Source organism: Arthrobacter koreensis (assembly GCF_035792275.1).
Classification (GTDB): Bacteria; Actinomycetota; Actinomycetes; order Actinomycetales; family Micrococcaceae; genus Arthrobacter_B; species Arthrobacter_B koreensis_A.
In genome coordinates, this window is the sequence record NZ_JAMWKK010000001.1 from 333,283 (window position 1) to 354,859 (window position 21,577).

Genomic DNA, 21,577 nt, shown 5'->3' on the forward strand with positions numbered 1-21,577 from the left:
GGCGCATGCTTGTAGCCTTCTCAGTTGCCCCGTCCGGTGTAGGTCCCGAAACGGGTCCCGGTGGTCCGTCCGCTGACGCTTCGGTGCACGACGCCGTTGCTGCCGCCGTCAAGATCGTCCGCCAGTCCGGCCTGCCGAACCGCACCGACGCCATGTTCACCACCATTGAGGGTGAGTGGGACGAAGTCATGGACGTGATCCGCCGTGCCACCGAAGCCGTAGGCCGGTACGGAAGCCGCGTTTCCCTGGTGCTCAAGGCGGATATCCGTCCGGGCCACACCGGGGAACTGACCGGCAAGATCGAGCGCCTGGAGCAGGTGCTGGCAGCGGAGGACGAATACCGTGGCCACTCCTAGCTCCGGCACGGTGCCCGGGGGACCTTCCGCAGCACCCCGGCATCCCTCGGTCAGCCAAGAACATGGCACCCAGGGATGGGCCGACGTCGAGTCCTACCTCACTGCCACTGTGGTCCGCCCGGACGTGGCGCTGACGGCGGCCGTGGCGGATTCCGCAGCCGCCGGACTGCCTCCGATCGAGGTGAGCCCCGGGCAGGGCAAGTTTTTGATGCTCCTGGCCCGGATCCAGGGTGCCCGCAGGATCCTGGAGATCGGCACCCTCGGCGGGTACAGCACCATCTGGCTCGCCCGCGGCCTGGCGGAGGGCGGCGCCCTGGTCACCTGCGAATACGAACCGCTCCACGCCTCGGTGGCACGCCGGAACCTGGACCGGGCCGGCGTCGGGCATCTGGTGGACATCCGCGTGGGTGCCGCCCTGGATACCCTGCCCGGGCTGGAGGGCGGGGAACCGTTCGACCTGGTCTTCATCGACGCGGACAAGGTGAACAACCCGGCCTACCTGGACTGGGCGGTGCGGCTCTCCCGCCCCGGAACAGTCCTGATCCTGGACAACGTGGTCCGTTACGGCGGAGTCCTTGACCCCGGCGGAGACGAAATGATCCAGGGCACCCGTGCGGCGCTCGAACTGGCTGGTTCCCATCCGCGGCTCGACGCCACGGCCCTGCAGACAGTCGGTGCCAAGGGCTGGGACGGCTTCGCCCTGGCAGTCGTGACGTAGGCCGGCGCTGAACCGCTGAAACGCTGCCGGAGCAGCGAAGCCTAAGCTGGAACCATGAGCTCTACCCACGTTCCCCCGGCAGCCGCCTGATGGGCCGCAAGCGTCCCGGCAAGGGCGCTCCCGAAGAGGCCCCGGCCGGCGGCAGCGGCCCCGTAGCCGGCCGCTACGAAATCGACACCGGAACCTGCGAACTGCTCCCGGACCAGTTCTCCTCCTCCGGCTGGCTGCTGAAGATCAACGGCGTGCACTCCTCGCACATCGACCTCGCCGATCCGCGCGAACTGGATTTTGAGTACATGCGCTGGATCGCAGCCCTGGTCGAAGCCCGCTTCCCGGCAGATGCCCGTCTGCGGGCACTGCACCTGGGCGGGGGAGCCTGCTCCATGGCACGGTACTTCGCGGACGTCTATCCCAATGCGCGGCAGGTCGTCGTCGAACTGGACGGCAAACTTGCCGAACTGGTGCGCGGCTGGTTCGACCTGCCCCGCGCTCCGCTGATGCGGCTGCGCGTAGGCGAAGCACGGGAGGTCACCGAGTCCCTCAGCGACGACAGCCGGGACCTGGTCATCCGTGACGTCTTCGCCGGGGACAAGACCCCGGCCCCGCTGACCTCGGCGGAATTCCTGGCCCACGCCAAGCGCGTGCTGGCAGCTGACGGACTGTACGTGGTCAACTGCGGCGACTCGCCGGACCTGAAGACGGCCCGCCGGGAAGCCGCGACGGTTGCCGCATCCTTCCGGCACACCGCCATCGTTGCCGATCCGGCCATGCTCAAGGGCCGGCGCTACGGCAACATCATCATCGCGGGGTCGGACGTTCCCTTCGCGGAGGATGCCTCGCTTCCGCGCACGCTGCTGGGCGGGGCGATGCCGGCACACCTGTGGGACGACGCGAAAGTGCGGTCCTTCGGCCGCGGGTCGCAGGTGATCCACGACGCCGAAGCCGCCGGCGGGCAGCCGGCCTGAGCCCGGGCAAAAAACGGTGCCCCTGCCGAACCGGCAGGGGCACCGCTTTGCTTCCGTCCGACTGGGCGGACGGAACAGTCCTAGGCGAGGCCCAGGGCGGCCTCGATCGGGCCGACGCAGAAGAACACGGCGAACGCCGCGGCAACAATCCACATCACCGGGTGGATCTCCTTGGCGCGTCCCTGCACGGTGCGGATAATCACGTAGGAGACGAAACCTGCGCCGAGGCCGTTGGCGATGGAGTAGGTGAAGGGCATCAGCGCGATGGTCAGGAAGGACGGCAGCGCCAGGCCAATGTCCGCCCAGTCGATCTTGGCCACCTGGGAGACCATGAGGTAACCCACGACGACGAGCGCCGGAGCCACGGCCTCGAACGGCACCAGGTAGATCAACGGCGTGAGGAACATCGCGGCAATGAACAGCAGGCCGGTGACGATTGACGCCAGGCCGGTCCGGGCGCCTTCACCGATGCCGGCACCGGACTCGACGAACAGCTGGTTTGAGGAAACACTGGCACCGCCGCCGGCGATCGCTCCGGCTGCGTCCACGAGGAGGACCCGCTCGACGTTGGGGATGTTGCCGTCCTTGTCGATGCTTCCGGCTTCGGTGGAGAGGCCAACCATGGTTCCCATGGCGTCGAAGAAGATGCTGAGCAGGATCACGAACGCCAGCAGGGTGGCACCGATCATGCCCAGCTTCTCGAAGGAGCCAAACAGGTTGAAGTTGCCGATCAGGGACAGGTCCGGAGCGCCCCACTGGGGCATGCTCGGGGTCACCAGGGACCATCCGGTTGTCTCGCCTGCGCCCTGGCTGCCGGGAGGAGCCACGGCTTCGATGATCACGGCCAGCACCGTGGAGGACAGGATGCCGATCAGGATTGCGCCGCGGACCTTGCGCGCCATCAGGGCGATGGTGAGGATCAGGCCGAAGGCGAAGACAAAGGTGGGCCAGCCCAGGAGGGAGCCGCCGGAACCGAGCTCAACCGGAACGGTCGTGCCTGCGGCGTCGGGGATGCGGCGGACGAAGCCGGCGTTCACGAAGCCAAGCAGCGCAATGAACAGGCCGATGCCCACCACAATGGCGGTTTTCAGGCTGGCCGGTACTGCCTTGAAGACAGCTGTACGGAATCCGGTGAGCACCAGGATGAACATGGTGATACCGGCCAGGACCACCAGGCCCATGACGTCCGGCCAGGTCAGGTTTTCATTGGTGGCAACAGTGACGGCAACGAAGGCGTTGACGCCCAAACCGGTGGCCATCGCGAAGGGATGCTTGGCCCAGGCACCCATGATGATGGTCAGGACGCCGGCGACCAGCGCCGTTGCGGCAGCGATCGCGGGTCCGCCCAGGACGTTGCCGGCGCCGTCTTCTCCTCCGAGGATCAGCGGGTTCAGGACCACGATGTAGCTCATGGCGAAGAACGTGGCCAGGCCTCCGCGGATCTCCGTTCCGACAGTGGAGCCCCGCTTGGAGATTTCGAAATACCGGTCCAGTCTTGAACCTTGTTTGAGCATGACTGTTTTCCTCTGAGTGAGTGTTGTGGTGCGGGAGCGGGCGAATGCCCCCAGTTTCGATATTAGACCTGCCATGCCCGCAGGTTTTAATGCGCGTGTCCGTGCCGAAACACGCACCCCCGGCGCGGGACCCGGCGGGTAGGCTGGCAATAGGAACGCAGCCAAGGGTGGCTGTGTGCACCCCGAAGGGAGCCGATTGTGTTCGATGCTGAGTTTGAGGCGGACCCGGTCCGTTCCGGAATCGTGGTCGGAGTGGATGGTTCGGACCAGAGCATCTGCGCCCTCACCTGGGCCGCCCGGGAAGCCCGGCGCCGCCGCGTCCCGCTGCACGTGGTGACCGCGTACACCGTTCCGATCTTCGCGGCGTCGTCCATGGACGCCGGGTATACCGCCGTTGATGACGCGGTGATCCGCGACGGCGCCCGTTCGGTTCAGGAAAAAGCGCTGGCCCGTGTCGCCGGCTCCGGACTGGAAGTCATCTCCCGGGTTGAAAGCGGCGACGCAGCGGCAGTGCTGCTTGAACTCTCCGAAGACGCGGAACTCATGGTGGTTGGATCCCGCGGCCGCGGCGGATTCGTTGGCAGGCTGCTCGGCTCCGTGTCCAGCGCCGTTCCGGCCCACGCCAAGTGCCCCACGGTGATTGTTCCCCTGCGCACCGCCGGCCGGCTGCCCGAATCAGGGGTTTCGGCTCCGGCAGGATCCCCGGTTGCGGACGACGTGCACCAGGCCATCGTCGTCGGCGTGGACGGTTCAGAGCAGGGCCGCGCCGCTTCCCTGGTGGCCGCAGAGCAGGCCCGCAGCACCGGACTGCCGCTGCGCATTGTCTGCGCGCTGCCCCCGTTCAGCGGCTCCCTGGCCTGGGTGCCGGCACCGCTGGATGTTGATGCCCTGCACGCTGAACTGATGGAGCAGCTCAACGCCGGCCGGGACTGGCTGCAGAGCCACTTTCCTGACGTGGAGATGTCCGTTGAGCTGGTTGACGGACCGCCGGCGGAGGTCATGGTGGGGCGCACCGCGAACGTTGAACTGGTGGTGCTCGGCACCCGCGGCCGCGGCGGATTTGCCGGCATGCTCCTGGGCTCAACCAGCCAGAGCGTGCTGCACCATGCCAAGGGACCCGTCATGGTGGTCCCGGACTACGACGATCCGCGCCTGGCGGACCGGGCGAAGTTCGGCCCGATGGCCGAACAGTAGGAGCAGGACTCAGGCGTGCCGTTCACCTTCGTGGACGGCATGCCGTTCCGGCTCCAGCTGGAACGTGCAGTGCTCGGTGTCGAAGTGGCTGGAGAGGCAGTTCGAGAGCCGGTCCAGGATGGTGTCCATTCCGTCCGGTGTGAGGAACTGCTCATCCACCACCACGTGCGCGGAAAACACCGGCACGCCCGAGGTGATGGTCCAGATATGGATGTCATGGGCGTCCTGGACACCGTCCACCCGGACAATGTGTTCGCGGATCATTTCCACGTCCACGCCCTGCGGCGTTGCTTCAAGCAGGACGTCAATCACCTCGCGCAGCAGCGACCAGGCACGCGGCAGGATCATCGCGGCAATCAGGAACGAGGCCCAGACGTCCGCCTGCTGGTAACCGGTGAGCATGATGACGACGGCGGACACCACCACGGCGGCCGAGCCCAGCAGGTCCCCCAGCACCTCCAGGTACGCACCGCGCACGTTCAGGCTGTCCTTGCGCCCCGAATGCAGGATCAGCAGCGACACCAGGTTCGCCAGCCCGCCGATGATCGCGGCGAAGAGCATGATCCCGGTATGGACCTCCGGTGCGTCCCCGATCCTGCGGACCGCTTCCGTGAAGATAACCACGGCAATGACGATCAGCAGCACAGCATTGGCCAGTGCCGCGAGGACCTCGGCCCGCTGGTAGCCGTAGGTGCGCTTCGAGGTTGCCGGACGGCCGGCAATCCAGGCGGCCAGCAGCGCAATCGAGACGCCGGCGGCGTCGGACAGCATGTGCCCGGCGTCGGCAAGCAGCGCCAGGGATCCGGAGATCAGGGCGCCGGCGGCCTGGATGACCACCACGGTAATGGTGATGAGGAAAACGGCCAGGAGTTTGCGGCGGTGCCTGCCCGTGGCGGTGCCTGACGGCAGGCCGTGGCTGTGGCCGGAATGATCGCCCATGTCTACAGGCTAGCCCCAGCCGAGCTCGTGCAGCCGGGCGTCGTCGATGCCGAAGTGGTGGGCCACTTCGTGGATGACCGTGATGCGGATTTCGTCAACAAGTTCTTCCCTGCTCTCACACATGCGGGTCAGCGGCCCGCTGAATATGACGATCCGGTCCGGGAGGGACCCGGCGCCCCACCAGGAGTCCCGCTCGGTCAGGGGCGTGCCGTCGTAGAGGCCCAGCAGCTCCGTGCCGGGGTCCTCGTGCGGACCCGGAATGTACTCGTCCTCGATGAAGACAGCCACGTTGTTCATCGCTTTGGCCAGGTCCTCCGGGATGGAGTTCAGGGCGTCGTCGACGGCGGCTTCGAAGTCATCGGGGCTCATCTCGATCGGCACATTTCCACTCTAGCCGGGGGTGCCCGGAACCCGATTTTGAAGATCGCGCGAATAGGCCCTATAGTTTTATAAGTCCGCAGCCGGGAAACACGACTGGAACCGGGAAGTTTTCGGTGTCAGCCAGGTTGAACGCTGCGTGTTCTACGCCCCCATCGTCTAGCGGCCTAGGACACCGCCCTTTCACGGCGGCGGCACGGGTTCGAATCCCGTTGGGGGTACTCACGGGAGTGGTAATTACACCGCTGAAAAGCTGGTAGAGTTTACACTCGTGAAAAGCAAGGCCCTGTAGCGCAGTTGGTTAGCGCGCCGCCCTGTCACGGCGGAGGTCGCGGGTTCAAGTCCCGTCAGGGTCGCTCAGATTTTCTGAAGCGATTTGGAAGATCTCGGTGATCATCTTTTCGATGATGCCCGGCTCTGTAGCTCAGTTGGTAGAGCGTTCGACTGAAAATCGAAAGGTCACCGGATCGACGCCGGTCGGAGCCACCAGCTAAGAAACCCCGTACTCAGTGAGTGCGGGGTTTCTTTTTGCCTGCCTGCATTTTGGCTCTCTTCCCGCGTCCGGAGGGCCTGCACCCTTTCCTTCCAAGGCGTCGGCGGCTTCACTTGAGCGGTCAAGCCTATGGAGGTCAAAGATGATTCCAAGCAGTGAAGCATTCCAGTGGGATTCAGTAAGCCCGCACGAAAACGAGGAACTGAGCGAAGCGCAGTGCTGGTCCCTGCTCGGCGGACAGGAAACGGGCAGGATCGCGTTCCTGCAGGACGGGCGGCTGCTGGTCTTTCCCGTGAACTACCTGGTGCACGGAAAGAACGTGTACTTCCGCACCAGCGAGGACAGCGGTCTGGCCCTCCTGCCGGGGGACCTCAACACTTCCTTCCAGGTGGACGCGCACGACGGCGAGGCCATGGCAGGCTGGTCCGTCCTGGTCAGCGGGCGCGCGAACGCCGTCCGCGACGAGTCGCTGCTGACCACGCTGTGGGGGATGCGCAGCACCGCTCCCTACGGCGGCGGGCAGCGGAACATGTTCGTTGGCATCGATCCAACCCAGGTGACAGGCCGCCGCGTTCGCATGGGCTGAAGCCTCCCTGCCCAACGAAGCAGGTGAGGGGCTAGGCTTGGCTCTTATGGAAGATGCCCAGATTCCTCCGGGAAACGGTCCTGCCGCCGCCGGAAACCAGCCAGTGAGCCCGGCGCCGGCCGGTCCGGGTCAGGTCTCACCGCCTCCGGGCCCCGGCCCGAAGCCAAACACCGCCGTCCCGGCACTGCAGCCGGAGGTGCCGCCGGCCGGGGCCGCCGCAGGCCCGGACGCAGAACCCGGCGGACGCACGTCCATCGCCGAGCAGGCTGTAGCCAAGGTGGCAGCCATAGCCGCACGTTCGGTTCCCGGAGTCCACACGCTGGGCACGGGCGCAGGCCGCACCCTTGGTGCGGTGCGGGACGCCGTCGCCGGTTCTGACACCAGTGCCACCGCCGGCGTAAACGTGGAGGTAGGCGAGACCGAGGCAGCCGTAGACATCACGCTGGTTGCCGAGTACGGCATCCCGCTGACCGGCCTCGCAGACGCAGTGCGCTCGGCCGTCTATGCCGCCGTCGAAGACCTCGTGGGGCTGAACGTCGTGGAGGTCAACGTCTCCGTCGCGGACGTGCACATTCCCGATGCGCTGGACCCCCGCACGGTGAAGCGCCAGCCGGGCACGGTCCAGGACTGACAATGCGGAACCTTCCGGGTTTTGAACGACCAACCAACGCGTATCCGGTCCCGGGGACCATGAGTAAGGCAGGAACAATGAAACCAACCGTGGTGGGCATGGCCGTAGGCGCCGTGCTGGCTTTCACAGCCCTTCTCTTTGATTTCTGGGGTTTCCTGCTTATGGCACTGTTCATCGCCGCCGGAGCCTTCTTTGGCCGGGCGGCCGAGGGCAAGGTCGATTTCCGCAGCGTGCGGGACGCCCTGACCGGGCGCCGTTCGTCCTCATGAGCACAGCCGTTGTGCCGGGGGAGACCAGGCCCCGAACCGCTGCGCCGCTGGCCGGGCACAACCGGATCAGCACCCAGGCGCTGACCAGCACCGCACAGGCTGTCGCCGCCGAACACTTCGGCATCCCCGCCTCCGCGGTCCGGGTCACCTGGAGCGACGACCAGGGCCTCCTTGCGCTGTCGCTGGCCCTGCCCGTGACCATGCCGCCGCTGGGTGCTGTTGTGAAGGACCCCGGGCTGGTGGCGCGTACCGGAGGATCCGTCTGGGACCGCGCACACGCCGCCAAACCGGCGCTGCTGGAGCGCATCACCTACCTCACCGGTTCAATCCTCTCCCTCGTGGATATCCGGGTGACCGGCATCCGCGTGCAGGAAGGGAGCAGGGTGAAATGAGCGATACCACCGCCGCCCCGCCCACCGAGGGATCCACCGGCCGGATCGTCCGGCGTGAAACGCACGCCGCCCGGACCGTCCCGGCGGTCATTGCCGCCGGACTGGGGATTCTGTTCTGCCTGTACGTCCTGCTGGAGTCCGTGCTGCAGTCCCTGGGCCAGGATGAGTGGCTGATTGATCCGCCCACCTTCGCCCACTGGATCGCGGGGCTGCCGGGTGACACGGACGTCCTGGTCCTGGGCCTCACCGGCGCCCTGATCTTCCTCGCCGGACTCTGGTTTTTCCTGATGGCGGTGCTCCCCGGCCGCCGCGCCCGTTGCGCCATCCCCAACCCGCGTGCCGCCGTCGTCGTGGACGCCGAAGTCCTGGCCTCCTCGCTTGCCCGCCGGGCCCGTCTCACTGCCGGCGTCACCGCCGGCCAGGTCCTGGTGACGGTCGGCCGGACGAGGGTTGAGGTGAGGGTTCGCCCCACCTCCGGGATTCCCGTGGACTCAGAGGCTGTGCGCGCAGCTGTGGAAGATGAGCTGGAGCTCACCGGACTCCAGCCGCAGCCCGCCGTGGCCGTGCTCGTATCCACCGTGGGGGCGATCGGACAGTGAACCGCACTCCCCGCTCCGTGAACCGCCTGCTTCTTGGGCTCGGCGGCCTGCTGCTGCTCGCCCTTGGCGCCGGTCTGGTGCTCCTGAGCGTCGACCCGGCCGCTGCCCGCTGGTGGCAGGACACTGCCCCGTCCCTTACCGGCGGACTCCGTCGTCTGCTCAGCGGCACATCCATTCCGGGGCAGGCCCAGAGCTGGCTCTGGCCCGCTCTGGCCCTGGCCATGATCGTCATGGTGGTGCTCCTGGTGCTCTGGATCGCTGCGCAGGGGCGCGGGCGGGCGGACACGCTGGTTGCCGAATATGACGACGACGGCGCACCCGGGCGGATTGCCATCAGCGGTTCGGTGCCCGAGCAGGCCCTGCGGGAGGCCCTGCTCAAGGACCCCGACGTAACCTCGGTGGGAGTCAGCACCTGGCAGCTGCAGGACGGAAACGGCCTCCGGGTTCGGATCGTGCCCCGCCAGGGAGCGGCGCCGCACCTGGTGGCAGCCGACGCCACGAACCTGATCGACGCCCTGGACGCTGCACTGGGCCGCAGCTCAACCGTGCTGATCAGCATTGAAGCCGGCAGGCGTTACCGGCTGGGCCGGGAGGAGCGGGTCCGCTAGGCCGTTCCTGCCCCGGCGTGCTGGTGCTGCACGCCTGCTGCTGCGGGGCGCTTTCCGTTGCGGTGTGCCTTACTGCGGTGCGCCCTCTGCGCGCGCTTTTCTGCGGGGCGTGGACGGGTCCTAGGAAGCGCGGGCCAGCTGGCGGATCGGGCTCCAGCGGCCGGCCAGCCGCCGGTACGCTGCCGCGGCGCCGGTCATGTCGCCGTCGGCCAGCGATTCGATGCCCAGCCGCACGTCGGACGGGGAATCGTCCGGATACACCAGGTCCGCCACCGGTCCGTAGTCCAGCTCCAGCACGGCGGCAGGTGAGAAGACTTCCATCCACGCCACGAGGTCCGTCAGCTCATCGAGGAGGTCCAGTTCCGGGGCCGCCAGGGCCAGTGCGGCCGCTGCGTGGCGTGCCCGTTCAATGCACTGCTGCACGGGGGCGGAAAGACGGACAGTGAGCACCCGGCCGTCCTCCTCTACTACCTCGGTCTGGTCATCCTCGTGCATCAGCACGAACCAGCCGAACGGGACTCCCCAGGTGGCCGAGCGGGTATGTAGTTTCGCCAGTGAATCCGCGAATGAATCCGGATCGATCCGGGCGGCGTGGGCCTCCCGGGCCACCTCGGGCAGCAGCACATCCACCAGCGGCCCGTGCACAGTTTCGCCCAGCGATTCAGCGGCCAGCGACGTCCGAACCGCCAGCTGGTTGGGGCAGTACAGTCGCGTGGTGGTGCCGTCCGGCCCCGGATGGTGCAGCACGCGGACCAGGTCCGTGGAGTTATGCGGGAACGGATCGGAAACGGCGCGCACCAGCCGGCGGACGGCGTCGCTGCGTTCCAGGACTTCCGTCTCGTGGCGGGCGCGTGAGCGCTGGTTGAGGATCCGCAGCTGCTGGGCGTCGTCGAAGGCGTCCAGGGGTTCGTAGGCGCGAAGGTAGGACACGTACGGGAACGTCCGCCACACGGTAGCCTCCGGTGTCCCGGCCATGCCTAGTCCAGTTCCACAATCACGGGAGCGTGGTCCGAGGCGCCCTTGCCCTTACGTTCTTCCCGGTCGATGCTGGCGCCGGTAACCCGGGCGGCCAGGGCGGGGGAGCCCAGGGCGAAGTCGATGCGCATGCCCTGCTTCTTCGGGAAACGGAGCTGCGTGTAGTCCCAGTACGTGTAGACGCCCGGACCCTCGGTGTACGGGCGGGAGAGATCCTGGAAGCCGGAGTCGAGGAACGCCTGGAAGGCAGCGCGTTCGGGCTCGGTGATGTGGGTGGCGTTCTGGGCGCGGAACCAGTCAATGTCCCAGACGTCCTCGTCGCGTGGAGCAATGTTCCAGTCGCCCATCAGGGCCAGGTTCAGGCTGGGATCCGCTTCGATCCAGGAAGCGGCCTGGTCGCGGAGGACCTTCAGCCACTCAAGCTTGTACGGCATGTGGGGATCATCCACGGCACGGCCGTTCGGAACGTACAGGCTCCAGATCCGCACGCCGCCGCAGGTTGCGCCGATGGCACGGGCCTCGGCGGCAGTGGTTTCCTCGGTCTTGCCGAAGTGCGGCTGGCCCGGAAAAGTGCGCTCGACGTCGTCAAGGCCTACACGCGAAGCAATTGCGACGCCGTTCCACTGGCTCAGTCCGAAGTGCGCCACCTCGTAGCCGTTGAACTCGAACATCTCCCACGGGAAGTTGTCATCCTTGGCTTTGGTCTCCTGGATAGCCAGGACATCAACGTCAGAGCGCTGCAGCCAGGCCTCAACGCGGTCGGCACGGGCACGGATTGAGTTCACGTTCCAAGTAGCAATCTTCACCCTTGCTACGTTACCCAATCCGCGCAAGAGGGGCCTACGTTCCCGGGTGCTGCCTTGGTGGGTTCTGCTTGCTGCCCGGTGGTTCGTCGGGGTGGTGCACCGGTTGGCTCGGCTGGTCCGCGGGTTGGCCCGCCGGTTGGCCCGCCGGGCGGGCTGGAACGGTGGCAACGAAACTCCTTCGCTCGCAGAGCTCGCTTGGAGTATTAAAGCCGCCTAACCCGGCCCGTCCGGCGGACCGTTGTGCCTAATACCCGGCTTGCCCGGATGGTCCAGCCCAGGCACTTCAGCTGTCGGCCGGTGCGGTTGCACCGGCCGACCAGTGCGGTCCCCCTGGGTATATGCGCAGGCCGGTTCGTCCGGCGGGAATCGCTCCAGTTTGGGACAATCCATCCGGTTCGGGACTTTCCTGCCATGGCGCCGCGCAGGATTGTCCCGAACTGGCGGGGATGTCCCGAAGTGGAGGGGAATCGTGCTCGCTGCTGGTCCCAATGTGGCAGGGATGTCCCGAGGTGGAGGGGAACCGTTCCCGCCGCTGGTCCCAATGTGGCAGGGATGTCACGAAGTGGAGGGGATTCGTCTCCCGGGCGTTCCTGAGCGCAGGAGTGCAAAGGAAACGCTATCGGGCGGGAGAAGGCCGGAGTTTCTTGGAGAGTTCGTGGGCATGGTGGAGGAGGAGGCGGCCCAGGTCGGGACGGCGCTCGGCAGCGAAGCGGGGAGCTATGCCGGTCAGGCTGAGGGCCCAGGCAGGCTGGCCAGCCGGATCGAAGACAGCAGCACCCATACCCCAGCTTCCGGTGACGATAAGGCCCGGGTTCACCGCGTAGCCAAGGGCGCGGGTTTCGCGGATCCGGGCCCGGATCGCGTCCGGGTCGTGGCCATCGCCGTGGTCCGCGGACAGATCAGTCTGGGAGAGGTAGTTTTCCACGGAGTCCTCCGGCAGGAAGGACAGGATAGCCAGGCCGGCGGAGGCAACACCGAGCGGAAAGCGCTTGCCCTCATGCAGGACGAATGAGCGGATCGGGAACGCACCGTCCTCGCGCAGCAGGCAGACGGTCTCATTGCCGCGGCGAACCGAGAAGAAGGCGCTTTCACCCGTCGCTTCCGCGAGGGCGCGAACATGTTCCCGGGCGAGGGCAGAGATGTCGTAGCGTTCGGCGGCCACGGACCCCATCAGGTACAGCTCCGGGCCCAGCAGCCAGCGGCCGGTCCGGTGGTCATGGTCCAGGAACCCCTCGGCTGCCAGCGAGGCAAGCAGGCGGTGCGCGGTCGGCCTGGGCAGGGAAGCGGCCCGGGCGACATCAGTGGTGGCGATTCCGTGCGGCATTGCCCCGCTCACCGCCCGCAGGACTCCGGCGAGCCGGTGGACAACCTGGGCGCCCTGCACTGCGTCAGTCATGTCCACATTATGAACGCTGGCACATCTGCTGGCCATTACCCGAACACTATTGCCCGGTTTATTGACGACGTAAACCCAGCTATCTAGCCTCCAAAACCAATGCGAATCGGGTCCACATTATGAGCAGGAGAATTGCGCCATGACAGGAAAACTGCTGGAAAATGCCGCCGAGGCCCTGGCAGGGGCCGTCCGGGACGGCATGATTATCGCCGTCGGCGGCTTTGGCCTGAGCGGAATTCCGGTCAACCTGATCGCGGCACTGCGGGAGAGCGGAGCCACCGGACTGACGATCGTCTCCAACAACATGGGCGTAGACGGCAAGGGACTCGGGGTGCTGCTGGAGAACAGGCAGGTCTCCAAGGTGCTCGGCTCCTACGTAGGCGAGAACAAACTGTTCGCTGAGCAGTACCTGTCGGGGGAGCTCGACGTCGAGTTTGTTCCGCAGGGAACGCTCGCGGAACGGCTCCGTGCGGGCGGTGCAGGAATCCCGGCCTTCTACACTCCCACTGGAGTCGGGACCCCGGTCGCGGAGGGCAAACCCGAAGCGGTGTTCGACGGTCGGCGGGCCATCCTGGAACGCGGCATCGTTGCGGACATTGCGTTGGTCCGGGCGCATGTGGCGGACGCTGAAGGCAACCTGCGGTACCGGATGACGGCACAGAATTTCAATCCGCTGGTTGCAGCGGCGGGCCGGCTGACCATTGCCGAGGCCGAGGAAATCAGTCCGGACTTCCTGGACCCGGACCGCGTCCATACGCCGGGAATCTTCGTCCAGCGCGTGGTGAAAGCGGAGAACACCGAAAAGTACATTGAGCAGCGGACCGTTCGGGTCCGGATGGAGGCCTAGGACCATGTGGACACGGGACGAGATGGCAGCCATCGCTGCTGCGGAGCTTGAGGACGGCCAGTACGTCAACCTCGGTATCGGTATTCCCACGCTGGTGGCAAACCACCTGCCACCGGGCGTCAGCGTTTCCCTGCAGAGCGAGAACGGGCTGCTGGGCATGGGGCCCTTCCCCTACGAAGGCGAGGAAGACGCAGACCTGATCAACGCAGGCAAGCAGACCGTCACGGTGCTCCCCGGTGGAAGCTTCTTTGACTCGGCCACGTCCTTCGGCATGATCCGCGGCGGCCATGTCCAGACGGCGATCCTCGGCGCGCTGCAGGTTTCAGCTTCCGGCGACCTGGCGAACTGGACCATCCCGGGCAAGCTCGTCAAAGGCATGGGCGGAGCCATGGACCTGGTGGCGGGCACTCCGCGCGTCATCGTGGTGACGGACCATCTCGCGAAGGACGGCAGCCCGAAGATCGTGCAGGACTGTGATCTGCCCCTGACCGGCGTCGGCGTTGTGGACCGCATCATCACCGACCGTGCCGTCTTCGACGTGGTCGACGGCGCCCTGGTCCTCCGCCGTCTGGCTCCCGACCAAACCCTCGAGGAACTGCGGAACAACACCGGTGCGCAGTTTGCTGTGGCCCTGGAATCAGTTCCAGCGGCCTGAGCCAACTGCCCTTCCCACGTTCTGTTGCGCATGGTGCCGGCTGAGGTCACACCAGCCACAGCCGTAACGAGGAGTGGGAACGGTGGTCGGCGCATCGGGTCCGGCCGGGCCGGGCACGCTTCGCCTACCCAACCGCTGGCGGGTGGGGTCCCGGGTTAGGCGGCTTTAATACTCCGCAGCGAGCTCTGCGAGCGAAGGAGTTTCGTTGCCGCCGTTCCGGGGCCCCGCCCCACCCAAGTACTACCTCCACCAAGAATCAAGAATCGACACCGGCGTCGTCCGCTTGTGCCTTGTCATCAGGTAGCGCTTTTCGATCTTCTCCGCCGCCTCGGCAGGGACTTCCCGGCCTTCGAGGTAGTCGTCGATCTGGTCGTATGTGATGCCCAGCTCGGTTTCGTCGGTCTGGCCGGGAACGCCGTCGAGCAGGTCTGCCGTCGGCGCCTTGCCCACCAGCTTGTCGGACGCGCCCAGGGTGCTGAGGAGCGAGCGGACCTGGCGCTTGTTGAGGCCGAACAGCGGCAGGATGTCCGCGCCGCCGTCGCCGTACTTGGTGAAAAATCCGGTCACGGATTCGGCGCCGTGGTCCGTGCCGATGACCAGCAGGTTGTGTTCCCCGCCGACGGCGTACTGGGCGGTCATCCGTACCCGGGCCTTGATGTTGCCCTTGTTGAAGTCGCTGAGGGTGCCGGTTTCCATGGCGGCGTAGGCCTTCTCGAAGCCGTCCACGGCGTCGCCGATGTTATAGGTCCAGGAGGTCTTGGGCTCGATGAAGGCCAGTGCTGCCTGGGCATCGTCCTCGTCATGCTGGACCCGGTAAGGCAGGCGCAGGGCAATGAAGTTCGCTTCCGTGCCCTCCGCGTTCAGTTCTTCGACGGCCAGCTGGGCCAGGCGGCCTGCGAGCGTGGAGTCCACGCCGCCGCTGATGCCCAGCACAAATCCCTTGGCGTGGGCTGCATGGAGGTAGTCCTTGAGGAAGTCCACCCGGCGCCGGATCTCCGCTTCCGGATCAATGGCGGGGTGCACACCCATTTCGGCAATGATTTCGGCTTGAAGTTCGCGCATGGCGTTCAGCCTATACAACGCGCAGTTTCCGCGGGCAGGGGCCGGGTGTTCTGTGACGCGGAGCCCTGCCGCCGCGAAGGGTCCAAAGGGTCCGCTCGGATAGGATTGGGGCATGACTTCCCCGCAGATCGCCGCGTCCCGTGCCCGCCTCCTGGAACTGATCAAGGAACTGGCCGTGGTGCGCGGAAAGGTAATTCTTTCCTCCGGCAAGGAAGCCGATTACTACATTGACCTGCGCCGGATCACCCTGCACCACGAAGCTTCGCAGCTGGTCGGCGAGGTCATGCTGGACATGATCGAGTCCGCAGGCATCCAGTTCGCCAGCGCCGGCGGGCTGACCATGGGCGCGGACCCTGTCGCCACCGCCGTCATGAATGCCTCTGCGCGCAGCGGCGGCACCGTGGACGCGTTCGTGGTCCGCAAGGCACAGAAGTCCTACGGCATGGGCCGCCAGGTGGAAGGTCCCGACGTCGCGGGCCGCGACGTCGTTGTCCTCGAGGACACCTCCACCACCGGCGGTTCGGCGCTGACAGCCGTGGAGGGCGTGCGGAACGCGGGCGGCAACGTTGTGGCCGTCGCAGTGATCGTGGACCGGGATACCGGCGCCAAGGAACGCATTGAAGCCGAAGCCGGCGTGCCGTACCTGTTCGCGTTCGGCAAGGACGAGCTCGGGCTCGACTAAGCACCACCGGTTGCGGAGCCCATGAGCGATGACCCAGCAAAGGTCCTCCGCTATGCGGAGAGCCTGGGCCGCTTTTCGCGCCGCCGGTTCCTGGTGGGAGCTGCCGCCGGCCTGACGCTGGCCGCGGACCTGTTCATCACCCGCCTGATCCAGGAGCAGCGCGAGGAGCTGGAGATCCTGACGGTGCGCGACGACGCCGCGGCCGCCAGCTTCCCGCGCGCCATGTGGTTTATGTTCCCCGGGTACAAGACCAGCTGGGAAGAAGCGGTCTGGATCGTGAACTCGCTGCGTCCGGCATTGGCGCGGCGCGGCCAGATGGCAGCGGTCGGGTATTCAAACAAGGGCCTGGACCTGGACACCCTTGAGGCCGAGGCCTTCCGGCACATCCGCACCCGCCGCATCAACCGCGTGTACTTCTACGGCCACAGCTTCGGCGGGATGGTCGCCGTCGAGATGGCGGCGCGGCTGCTGGCCCGCGGGGTGCAGGTGGAGCTGATCATCCTGGACTCCAGCCCGGCCGGGCGGTTCGACGTCCTGGACCAGAACATGATCCGCGGCGTCGTGCTGCTGTACGAGGCCGGCTACCGGATCCCCAGCGCGCTGCGCGGCGGCTACGAACTGGGCGAACGGATCCTGCACAAGGACGAGCGCAGCTGGGGCACGGTGGTGGACCAGACCCTGGAGCAGCTGTCCCCGCTGGCGCCGTCGAGCACCCTGATCCAGTCTGAATCGTCCTACATCTACCATTACGACGCCGCAGCCTACGCCGGTGCGCTGGGCAGTGCCGAGCTGGCGTTCATTGGAAACCCCGGCGACGAGACGGTGAACTACAACACCGCCAGGGCCCGCTGGACCGAGCTGTTCCCGGACAACATGGTCTCCAATTCGCTCGTCACCGAGGGTGCACGGCCGGCGCACGCCAGTCCGCAGTGGAACCCGCTGGTCTACCAGCGGGTGGTGGATGAGGTGCTGGACACCTACGTTCCGCTGCCCGCGGTGGGCGGAGGCGGCGGAAAGGTGCCTTTCTAGGCCGGAAGGCTAGACGGTTTTGATCAGGTCCGCGACGGAGTCGATGACCTGGGTGGGCCGGAAGGAGTAGCGGGGAATGTCCTCCCGCTGCGTGCTGCCGGTGAGCACCAGGACCGTGGTCAGCCCGGCCTCGATGCCGGCAATGATGTCCGTATCCATCCGGTCCCCGATCATGCCGGTGGTTTCCGAGTGGGCATCAATCTTGTTCATGGCCGAGCGGAACATCATCGGGTTCGGCTTGCCCACAATGTAGGGTTCCCGGTTGGTGGCCGCAGTGATCAGGGCGGCGACGGCGCCGGTCGCCGGCAGCGGTCCTTCCGGGGATGGGCCCGTGACGTCGGGATTGGTGGCGATGAACCGGGCGCCGTCCAGAATCAGCCGGATGGCCTTGGTGATGGTGCCAAAGGAGTAGGTGCGGGTTTCGCCCAGCACCACATAGTCCGGATTGGTGTCGGTGAGGATCAGCCCTGCCTCATGCAGCGCCGTCGTCAGTCCCGCTTCGCCGATGACGAAGGCGCGGCCCGGAGTGCTGGAGCCCTTGAGCTGGTTCTTCAGGAACTCGGCGGTGGCCAGGGCGGAGGTCCAGAGGTTCTCCTCCGGAACATCCAGCCCGGAGGCATGCAGCCGCGCCGCAAGGTCCCGCGGGGTGTAGATCGAGTTGTTGGTCAGCACGAGGAACCGCTTGGAAGTGTCCACCCAGCGGTTGATCATCTCCGCGGCGCCGGGAATCGCCTGGTTCTCATGGACCAGCACGCCGTCCATGTCCGTCAGCCAGCACTCGATGTTCTCGTTCTCGCCCACAGTTTGCCTCCAGTGCGTGTAATGCGTCGTGCCCGCAGCCAATCCGGAGGCCGGGCGCAGCCCTGTTCCTCCCGGTGCGGATGCGGGATGGTTCAGTCTTTCACCTTACGCTGGAAGGGTGATAGACAGCCCTGAAACAATTCCTCCAGCAGAGCCGTTCGAGGCCGAAGCGCCGCAGGTTGGCGTTGGACCGTGGGAGGGGCCCTGGCCCGAGGGCGAGCAGTGGGATCCCGAGCTCCTGGCCGCCGGAGACCGCCGCAATGTGGTGGATGAATACCGCTATTGGAAGCACGACGCGATCGTGGCGGACCTGGATTCAAAACGCCACGAATTCCACGTGGCGATCGAGAACTGGCAGCACGACCTGAACATCGGATCCGTGGTGCGCACCGCGAACGCCTTCCTGGCCAAGGAAGTGCACATCATTGGCCGACGCCGCTGGAACCGCCGCGGCGCCATGGTCACCGACCGCTACCAGCACGTGCGCCACCACCCGAGCGTTGAAGAGTTCACCGAGTGGGCACGCTCCGAGGGCCTGGCGATCATCGGCATCGACAACTTCCCTGACTCCGTTCCGCTGGAAACCTACGACCTGCCGCGCAGCTGCGTCCTGGTCTTCGGCCAGGAGGGTCCCGGACTGACACCGGAGGTGCATGAGGCGGCGGAAGCCACGCTCTCGATTGCCCAGTTCGGCTCCACCCGTTCCATGAACGCTTCGGCAGCCGCTGCCATCGCCATGCACGGCTGGGTCCGGCGGCACGTGTTCGGGCAGCGGGTGAAGTAGGCCCGCGCCGAAGGTGTCGCCTGCGCCGGGACCGGAAGCTGTGATATCTGCTGCACAAAGGTCTCTTGTGGCTAGGATGGGAGAAGCCAAAGAGGGCCCGGCCCTGCCGCAGTTTCGAATCTTCGCTAAGGAGTCAGCATGCCTATCGCAACCCCCGAGATCTATGCAGAGATGATCGACCGGGCCAAGGCGGGGGGATTCGCGTACCCGGCTGTCAACGTTACTTCTTCCCAGACCCTCAACGCCGCGCTCGCAGGCTTCGCTGAGGCCGGCTCGGACGGCATTGTCCAGGTGTCCACCGGCGGCGCCGCCTACTGGTCCGGCGCCTCGGTCAAGAACATGGTCACCGGCTCCCTGGCCTTCGCCGCCTACGCGCGGGAAGTAGCCAAGAGCTACGACGTGAACATTGCACTGCACACCGACCACTGCCCCAAGGACAAGCTGGACGACTTTGTCCTGCCGCTGCTGGCAGCCTCCGAAGAACGCGTCAAGCGCGGTGAAGACCCCATCTTCAACTCCCACATGTGGGACGGCTCCGCGGAGACCCTCGAAGACAACCTGAAGATCGCGCAGGACCTGCTGGCCCGCACCGCCGCCGCCAAGATCATCCTCGAAGTCGAGATCGGCACTGTCGGCGGCGAGGAAGACGGCGTCGAGAACGAGATCAACGAAAAGCTCTACACCACGGTTGCCGACGGCATGGCCACGGTCGAAGCGCTCGGCGACGGCAGCAAGGGCCGCTACCTCACCGCCCTGACCTTCGGCAACGTCCACGGTGTCTATAAGCCCGGCGGCGTGAAGCTGCGTCCGGAAATCCTCCAGGAGATCCAGACCGCCGTGGGCGGCTCAATCGGCAAGGAACGCCCGTTCGACCTGGTCTTCCACGGCGGTTCCGGTTCCTCCGCCCAGGAGATCGCCGACGCCGTGTCCTACGGCGTGGTGAAGATGAACATCGACACCGATACCCAGTACGCGTACACCCGCCCGGTAGCCGACCACATGTTCCGCTACTACGACGGCGTGCTCAAGGTGGACGGCGAAGTCGGCAACAAGAAGCAGTACGACCCGCGCGTCTGGGGTGCCTCCGCCGAAAAGGGCATGGCTGCCCGCGTGGTCGAAGCTGCACAGTCCCTCGGCTCGGCAGGAAAGCACCTCTAATGTCAGACGAATTCCGCAGGAACCTGCTCGGTCCCGAGCCCACCTACCTGCCCGAGGAGACCGACGTCGTCGCCCGCCTCGCAGCAGGTGACGAAGCCGTGGACCTGGCTGCCAGGTTCCCCACCTCGTCCCAGGTCTGGGCCATGCTGGCAGACGAAGCCTTCGCCGACGGACGCCCGGTGGAGTCCTACGCGTACGCCCGGGTGGGCTACCACCGCGGCCTGGACGCACTGCGGCGTGCCGGCTGGCGCGGCACCGGCCCGATTCCCTGGGAGCACGAGCCCAACCGCGGGTTCCTGCGCGCGCTGTACGCCCTGGGGCGTGCAGCGGCGGCGATCGGCGAGGCCGAGGAAGTGGACCGGATCGAGAAGTTCCTGGACGCTTCAGACCCGTCGGCCAAAGCGGCTATCGAGGGCTAACTCCGTCCATGCCTGAGCGAAGGCGCCTCCCGTGCGGGGGCGCCTTCGCTGTGTCCGCGGTGCCGGCAGCTACCAGCCCCAGGTGCCGGGGGCTCCCTTGAACGGCCCGGTCACCCGGCTGGTGATCCACCCGCCGTAGAAGTCGCCTTCCTGCGGCTGGACTTCCTCCCCGTTCACCGTCACCGAATCCATCAGCCCCGGATACAGTGCCGCCGTATGGGCTAGCTCCTCGTAGCCGGGAAACGGATGGGCGTAGGTCCACGCTGCGCGGACCGCCCGCCGCTGCCCGGAGACGACGTCGAAATAGGAGGCCGCGCCCTTGAACTCGCAGTGCGTGACACCGCCGACCGGCTGCAGGACGCCGGGCGCGAAAACGTCCAGCGGCAGGTAATACACCGGCGGATGGCCCGTTTCCAGGACGCGCAGCGCTTCGGTCGTGTCTGCGATCAGCTTTCCGCCAAGCCAGACTTTGACGCGTTCCGTGCTTGGGTCGATTCGGGGCGGACGGGGATAGGACCAGACGGACTCGGCATGCGGGTGAAAGCGGTTTTCCATGCGTGGATTCCTTCTCTCTGTGCCGGGTTCCTGGCGGTGATGGTGGTGGTCACGGCCAGGATCTGCGGCCGCGCCGGCACGGAGGAGAACCCAAACCGGACCGGCGGGCTGACCGGAGCCAGCGGGCCCAGGTCCTCGCCGTTCCAGAAACCCTGCGCAGACGCGAGCCGGCGGATCGACCGCACACCGTAGAACTCCAGCCGGTCGCCGGTGGTTCCCGCCGTACGGACTCCGCGGACAATCAGGCGGGCCAGCGGGTTGACCGCCTGAAGCCACAGCGGGTGGACGGCCAGCGGTGCGGGTACGGCTTCCAGGAGGCGTCCCAGCAGTGTGACCGGACCCAGGACGGCAGTGAGCCGCAGCGGGCCGCCGTCGACGCTCAGCCTGCCGTCCGCGAGATACGCACTGACCGGGACCACGTCCACCGCGTCGAAGGAATAGGTGGAGGAGACGTAGCGGGCAACGGGTTCTGAAGGGGCCAGCAGCAGCCGGGAGCCGAACCGGTTTTCCACCATCACGTCCGTGAACGGACCGAAGGGTGAGTCCGGCCAGTGCCCAACAACCAGGCGGGTTCCCGAGGCAGTGCCCAGCCCGGCGATATAGCCGCGGAAGCGCTCCATGGCTAAACCGTACGCCTGTGCGGGCGGCTTCCAAACGGGTAAAGCCGCAGATCGGCTAAACTTGACAGGTAAGAGCCCCGCAACCCGGATCACGGACCGCTGTGTCCCGAGTCTCACGGTGCAGGGGCGTTCTCATGCACGGTAGC

General features: G+C 66.5%; 27 protein-coding genes and 3 tRNA genes. 20 read left to right on the top strand and 10 right to left on the bottom strand.

What is annotated here, in order from left to right; genetic code table 11:
* Nucleotides 1–5 precede the first annotated feature (5 nt).
* The 3 genes from NGB94_RS01595 to NGB94_RS01605 all read left to right on the top strand — a co-directional run bounded on the left by NGB94_RS01595 (nucleotide 6) and on the right by NGB94_RS01605 (nucleotide 2,039).
* A complete protein-coding gene (locus NGB94_RS01595; RefSeq protein WP_325788578.1) occupies nucleotides 6–356 on the top strand; it encodes a thiamine-binding protein in 351 nt (116 codons plus the stop codon).
* Nucleotides 357–465: 109 nt separating this feature from the next.
* Entirely contained in the window at nucleotides 466–1,074 is a 609-nt protein-coding gene (locus NGB94_RS01600; RefSeq protein WP_325788677.1) for an O-methyltransferase, read from the top strand.
* 89 nt (nucleotides 1,075–1,163) lie between these two features.
* The gene (locus NGB94_RS01605; protein WP_325788580.1) at nucleotides 1,164–2,039 is read left to right on the top strand and encodes a fused MFS/spermidine synthase; all 876 of its coding nucleotides are present in this window, start codon (nucleotides 1,164–1,166) and stop codon (nucleotides 2,037–2,039) included.
* An 80-nt stretch (nucleotides 2,040–2,119) separates the two neighbouring features.
* Here NGB94_RS01605 and NGB94_RS01610 read toward each other — a convergent pair whose 3' ends face one another.
* Nucleotides 2,120–3,553 carry an NCS2 family permease gene (locus NGB94_RS01610; RefSeq protein WP_325788581.1) on the bottom strand — a complete coding sequence of 478 codons (1,434 nt, stop codon included), beginning with the start codon at nucleotides 3,551–3,553 and terminating at the stop codon, nucleotides 2,120–2,122.
* Nucleotides 3,554–3,751: 198 nt separating this feature from the next.
* Here NGB94_RS01610 and NGB94_RS01615 point away from each other — a divergent pair, with 198 nt between their 5' ends.
* Nucleotides 3,752–4,747 (top strand): universal stress protein, encoded by a 996-nt coding sequence (locus tag NGB94_RS01615; protein ID WP_325788583.1) that lies wholly within the window; start codon nucleotides 3,752–3,754, stop codon nucleotides 4,745–4,747.
* Between the two features lie 9 nt (nucleotides 4,748–4,756).
* Here the strand turns inward: NGB94_RS01615 and NGB94_RS01620 are convergent, their stop codons facing one another.
* Both NGB94_RS01620 and NGB94_RS01625 read right to left on the bottom strand, forming a co-directional pair.
* Nucleotides 4,757–5,686, bottom strand: a complete 930-nt coding sequence (locus NGB94_RS01620; protein WP_325788585.1) for a cation diffusion facilitator family transporter — start codon at nucleotides 5,684–5,686, stop codon at nucleotides 4,757–4,759.
* Between the two features lie 9 nt (nucleotides 5,687–5,695).
* Nucleotides 5,696–6,055, bottom strand: a complete 360-nt coding sequence (locus NGB94_RS01625) for a metallopeptidase family protein (protein ID WP_325788678.1) — start codon at nucleotides 6,053–6,055, stop codon at nucleotides 5,696–5,698.
* Between the two features lie 157 nt (nucleotides 6,056–6,212).
* On the opposite strand from NGB94_RS01625, the gene NGB94_RS01630 reads away from it, so the two are divergent.
* From NGB94_RS01630 to NGB94_RS01670, 9 genes are all read left to right on the top strand, one after another.
* Nucleotides 6,213–6,285: transfer RNA gene (locus NGB94_RS01630), tRNA-Glu, on the top strand.
* 61 nt (nucleotides 6,286–6,346) lie between these two features.
* Nucleotides 6,347–6,420, top strand: a tRNA-Asp gene (locus tag NGB94_RS01635).
* Nucleotides 6,421–6,477: 57 nt separating this feature from the next.
* A tRNA-Phe gene (locus NGB94_RS01640) sits at nucleotides 6,478–6,553 on the top strand.
* A 146-nt stretch (nucleotides 6,554–6,699) separates the two neighbouring features.
* A complete protein-coding gene (locus NGB94_RS01645) occupies nucleotides 6,700–7,143 on the top strand; it encodes a pyridoxamine 5'-phosphate oxidase family protein (RefSeq protein WP_325788587.1) in 444 nt (147 codons plus the stop codon).
* Between the two features lie 46 nt (nucleotides 7,144–7,189).
* On the top strand, nucleotides 7,190–7,774 hold the full coding sequence (locus NGB94_RS01650) for an Asp23/Gls24 family envelope stress response protein (RefSeq protein ID WP_325788679.1): 585 nt from the start codon (nucleotides 7,190–7,192) through the stop codon (nucleotides 7,772–7,774).
* Between the two features lie 77 nt (nucleotides 7,775–7,851).
* The gene (locus NGB94_RS01655; protein ID WP_325788588.1) at nucleotides 7,852–8,043 is read left to right on the top strand and encodes a DUF2273 domain-containing protein; all 192 of its coding nucleotides are present in this window, start codon (nucleotides 7,852–7,854) and stop codon (nucleotides 8,041–8,043) included.
* The gene (locus NGB94_RS01660; RefSeq protein ID WP_325788590.1) at nucleotides 8,040–8,435 is read left to right on the top strand and encodes a hypothetical protein; all 396 of its coding nucleotides are present in this window, start codon (nucleotides 8,040–8,042) and stop codon (nucleotides 8,433–8,435) included. The genes NGB94_RS01655 and NGB94_RS01660 overlap by 4 nt, the downstream gene beginning before the upstream one ends.
* Complete coding sequence (locus NGB94_RS01665) at nucleotides 8,432–9,034, top strand: DUF6286 domain-containing protein (RefSeq protein ID WP_325788592.1); 603 nt, start codon at nucleotides 8,432–8,434, stop codon at nucleotides 9,032–9,034. Before NGB94_RS01660 ends, NGB94_RS01665 begins: the two co-directional genes overlap by 4 nt.
* Complete coding sequence (locus NGB94_RS01670) at nucleotides 9,031–9,642, top strand: hypothetical protein (RefSeq protein WP_325788594.1); 612 nt, start codon at nucleotides 9,031–9,033, stop codon at nucleotides 9,640–9,642. Before NGB94_RS01665 ends, NGB94_RS01670 begins: the two co-directional genes overlap by 4 nt.
* Before the next feature lie 120 nt (nucleotides 9,643–9,762).
* Here NGB94_RS01670 and NGB94_RS01675 read toward each other — a convergent pair whose 3' ends face one another.
* From NGB94_RS01675 to NGB94_RS01685, 3 genes are all read right to left on the bottom strand, one after another.
* Nucleotides 9,763–10,617, bottom strand: a complete 855-nt coding sequence (locus tag NGB94_RS01675; RefSeq protein ID WP_325788596.1) for a hypothetical protein — start codon at nucleotides 10,615–10,617, stop codon at nucleotides 9,763–9,765.
* 2 nt (nucleotides 10,618–10,619) lie between these two features.
* Nucleotides 10,620–11,423, bottom strand: a complete 804-nt coding sequence (locus NGB94_RS01680; RefSeq protein ID WP_325788597.1) for an exodeoxyribonuclease III — start codon at nucleotides 11,421–11,423, stop codon at nucleotides 10,620–10,622.
* A gap of 616 nt (nucleotides 11,424–12,039) precedes the next feature.
* Nucleotides 12,040–12,819, bottom strand: coding sequence for an IclR family transcriptional regulator (locus NGB94_RS01685; RefSeq protein ID WP_325788599.1), 780 nt, complete (start codon nucleotides 12,817–12,819; stop codon nucleotides 12,040–12,042).
* Nucleotides 12,820–12,958: 139 nt separating this feature from the next.
* Here NGB94_RS01685 and NGB94_RS01690 point away from each other — a divergent pair, with 139 nt between their 5' ends.
* Nucleotides 12,959–13,666 (top strand): CoA transferase subunit A, encoded by a 708-nt coding sequence (locus NGB94_RS01690; RefSeq protein ID WP_325788601.1) that lies wholly within the window; start codon nucleotides 12,959–12,961, stop codon nucleotides 13,664–13,666.
* A 4-nt stretch (nucleotides 13,667–13,670) separates the two neighbouring features.
* A complete protein-coding gene (locus NGB94_RS01695) occupies nucleotides 13,671–14,321 on the top strand; it encodes a CoA transferase subunit B (RefSeq protein ID WP_325788602.1) in 651 nt (216 codons plus the stop codon).
* Between the two features lie 240 nt (nucleotides 14,322–14,561).
* On the opposite strand, the gene nadE is transcribed toward NGB94_RS01695, so the two are convergent.
* Nucleotides 14,562–15,383 (bottom strand): ammonia-dependent NAD(+) synthetase, encoded by an 822-nt coding sequence (gene nadE, locus NGB94_RS01700; RefSeq protein ID WP_325788604.1) that lies wholly within the window; start codon nucleotides 15,381–15,383, stop codon nucleotides 14,562–14,564.
* Between the two features lie 112 nt (nucleotides 15,384–15,495).
* Between nadE and pyrE the strand changes: the two genes are divergently transcribed.
* Nucleotides 15,496–16,065 (top strand): orotate phosphoribosyltransferase, encoded by a 570-nt coding sequence (pyrE, locus tag NGB94_RS01705; RefSeq protein WP_152224850.1) that lies wholly within the window; start codon nucleotides 15,496–15,498, stop codon nucleotides 16,063–16,065.
* Between the two features lie 21 nt (nucleotides 16,066–16,086).
* On the top strand, nucleotides 16,087–17,094 hold the full coding sequence (locus tag NGB94_RS01710) for an alpha/beta fold hydrolase (protein ID WP_325788605.1): 1,008 nt from the start codon (nucleotides 16,087–16,089) through the stop codon (nucleotides 17,092–17,094).
* 9 nt (nucleotides 17,095–17,103) lie between these two features.
* On the opposite strand, the gene NGB94_RS01715 is transcribed toward NGB94_RS01710, so the two are convergent.
* Complete coding sequence (locus NGB94_RS01715; RefSeq protein ID WP_325788681.1) at nucleotides 17,104–17,856, bottom strand: HAD-IIA family hydrolase; 753 nt, start codon at nucleotides 17,854–17,856, stop codon at nucleotides 17,104–17,106.
* A 157-nt stretch (nucleotides 17,857–18,013) separates the two neighbouring features.
* On the opposite strand from NGB94_RS01715, the gene NGB94_RS01720 reads away from it, so the two are divergent.
* From NGB94_RS01720 to NGB94_RS01730, 3 genes are all read left to right on the top strand, one after another.
* The gene (locus NGB94_RS01720; protein WP_325788606.1) at nucleotides 18,014–18,679 is read left to right on the top strand and encodes a TrmH family RNA methyltransferase; all 666 of its coding nucleotides are present in this window, start codon (nucleotides 18,014–18,016) and stop codon (nucleotides 18,677–18,679) included.
* 138 nt (nucleotides 18,680–18,817) lie between these two features.
* Complete coding sequence (gene fbaA / locus NGB94_RS01725) at nucleotides 18,818–19,837, top strand: class II fructose-bisphosphate aldolase (protein WP_325788607.1); 1,020 nt, start codon at nucleotides 18,818–18,820, stop codon at nucleotides 19,835–19,837.
* Complete coding sequence (locus tag NGB94_RS01730; RefSeq protein ID WP_325788608.1) at nucleotides 19,837–20,256, top strand: DUF3151 domain-containing protein; 420 nt, start codon at nucleotides 19,837–19,839, stop codon at nucleotides 20,254–20,256. Before fbaA ends, NGB94_RS01730 begins: the two co-directional genes overlap by 1 nt.
* A gap of 69 nt (nucleotides 20,257–20,325) precedes the next feature.
* Here NGB94_RS01730 and NGB94_RS01735 read toward each other — a convergent pair whose 3' ends face one another.
* Together NGB94_RS01735 and NGB94_RS01740 are read right to left on the bottom strand one after the other, a co-directional pair.
* On the bottom strand, nucleotides 20,326–20,811 hold the full coding sequence (locus tag NGB94_RS01735; protein WP_325788609.1) for a DUF427 domain-containing protein: 486 nt from the start codon (nucleotides 20,809–20,811) through the stop codon (nucleotides 20,326–20,328).
* Complete coding sequence (locus tag NGB94_RS01740) at nucleotides 20,703–21,431, bottom strand: hypothetical protein (protein WP_325788611.1); 729 nt, start codon at nucleotides 21,429–21,431, stop codon at nucleotides 20,703–20,705. Before NGB94_RS01740 ends, NGB94_RS01735 begins: the two co-directional genes overlap by 109 nt.
* Nucleotides 21,432–21,577 lie beyond the last annotated feature (146 nt).

What these genes read in the sequence shown, in the direction of transcription:
- NGB94_RS01595 (WP_325788578.1), top strand. Translation starts at nt 6, where the DNA reads ATGCTTGTAGCCTTCTCAGTTGCCCCGTCCGGTGTAGGTCCCGAAACG.
- pyrE (WP_152224850.1), top strand. Translation starts at nt 15,496, where the DNA reads ATGACTTCCCCGCAGATCGCCGCGTCCCGTGCCCGCCTCCTGGAACTG.
- nadE (WP_325788604.1), bottom strand. Translation starts at nt 15,383, where the DNA reads ATGCGCGAACTTCAAGCCGAAATCATTGCCGAAATGGGTGTGCACCCC.
- NGB94_RS01675 (WP_325788596.1), bottom strand. Translation starts at nt 10,617, where the DNA reads ATGGCCGGGACACCGGAGGCTACCGTGTGGCGGACGTTCCCGTACGTG.
- NGB94_RS01735 (WP_325788609.1), bottom strand. Translation starts at nt 20,811, where the DNA reads ATGGAAAACCGCTTTCACCCGCATGCCGAGTCCGTCTGGTCCTATCCC.
- NGB94_RS01660 (WP_325788590.1), top strand. Translation starts at nt 8,040, where the DNA reads ATGAGCACAGCCGTTGTGCCGGGGGAGACCAGGCCCCGAACCGCTGCG.
- NGB94_RS01740 (WP_325788611.1), bottom strand. Translation starts at nt 21,431, where the DNA reads ATGGAGCGCTTCCGCGGCTATATCGCCGGGCTGGGCACTGCCTCGGGA.
- NGB94_RS01685 (WP_325788599.1), bottom strand. Translation starts at nt 12,819, where the DNA reads ATGACTGACGCAGTGCAGGGCGCCCAGGTTGTCCACCGGCTCGCCGGA.
- NGB94_RS01690 (WP_325788601.1), top strand. Translation starts at nt 12,959, where the DNA reads ATGACAGGAAAACTGCTGGAAAATGCCGCCGAGGCCCTGGCAGGGGCC.
- NGB94_RS01730 (WP_325788608.1), top strand. Translation starts at nt 19,837, where the DNA reads ATGTCAGACGAATTCCGCAGGAACCTGCTCGGTCCCGAGCCCACCTAC.
- NGB94_RS01695 (WP_325788602.1), top strand. Translation starts at nt 13,671, where the DNA reads ATGTGGACACGGGACGAGATGGCAGCCATCGCTGCTGCGGAGCTTGAG.
- NGB94_RS01605 (WP_325788580.1), top strand. Translation starts at nt 1,164, where the DNA reads ATGGGCCGCAAGCGTCCCGGCAAGGGCGCTCCCGAAGAGGCCCCGGCC.
- NGB94_RS01665 (WP_325788592.1), top strand. Translation starts at nt 8,432, where the DNA reads ATGAGCGATACCACCGCCGCCCCGCCCACCGAGGGATCCACCGGCCGG.
- NGB94_RS01625 (WP_325788678.1), bottom strand. Translation starts at nt 6,055, where the DNA reads ATGAGCCCCGATGACTTCGAAGCCGCCGTCGACGACGCCCTGAACTCC.
- NGB94_RS01710 (WP_325788605.1), top strand. Translation starts at nt 16,087, where the DNA reads ATGAGCGATGACCCAGCAAAGGTCCTCCGCTATGCGGAGAGCCTGGGC.
- NGB94_RS01645 (WP_325788587.1), top strand. Translation starts at nt 6,700, where the DNA reads ATGATTCCAAGCAGTGAAGCATTCCAGTGGGATTCAGTAAGCCCGCAC.
- fbaA (WP_325788607.1), top strand. Translation starts at nt 18,818, where the DNA reads ATGCCTATCGCAACCCCCGAGATCTATGCAGAGATGATCGACCGGGCC.
- NGB94_RS01650 (WP_325788679.1), top strand. Translation starts at nt 7,190, where the DNA reads ATGGAAGATGCCCAGATTCCTCCGGGAAACGGTCCTGCCGCCGCCGGA.
- NGB94_RS01610 (WP_325788581.1), bottom strand. Translation starts at nt 3,553, where the DNA reads ATGCTCAAACAAGGTTCAAGACTGGACCGGTATTTCGAAATCTCCAAG.
- NGB94_RS01715 (WP_325788681.1), bottom strand. Translation starts at nt 17,856, where the DNA reads ATGGACGGCGTGCTGGTCCATGAGAACCAGGCGATTCCCGGCGCCGCG.
- NGB94_RS01620 (WP_325788585.1), bottom strand. Translation starts at nt 5,686, where the DNA reads ATGGGCGATCATTCCGGCCACAGCCACGGCCTGCCGTCAGGCACCGCC.
- NGB94_RS01655 (WP_325788588.1), top strand. Translation starts at nt 7,852, where the DNA reads ATGAAACCAACCGTGGTGGGCATGGCCGTAGGCGCCGTGCTGGCTTTC.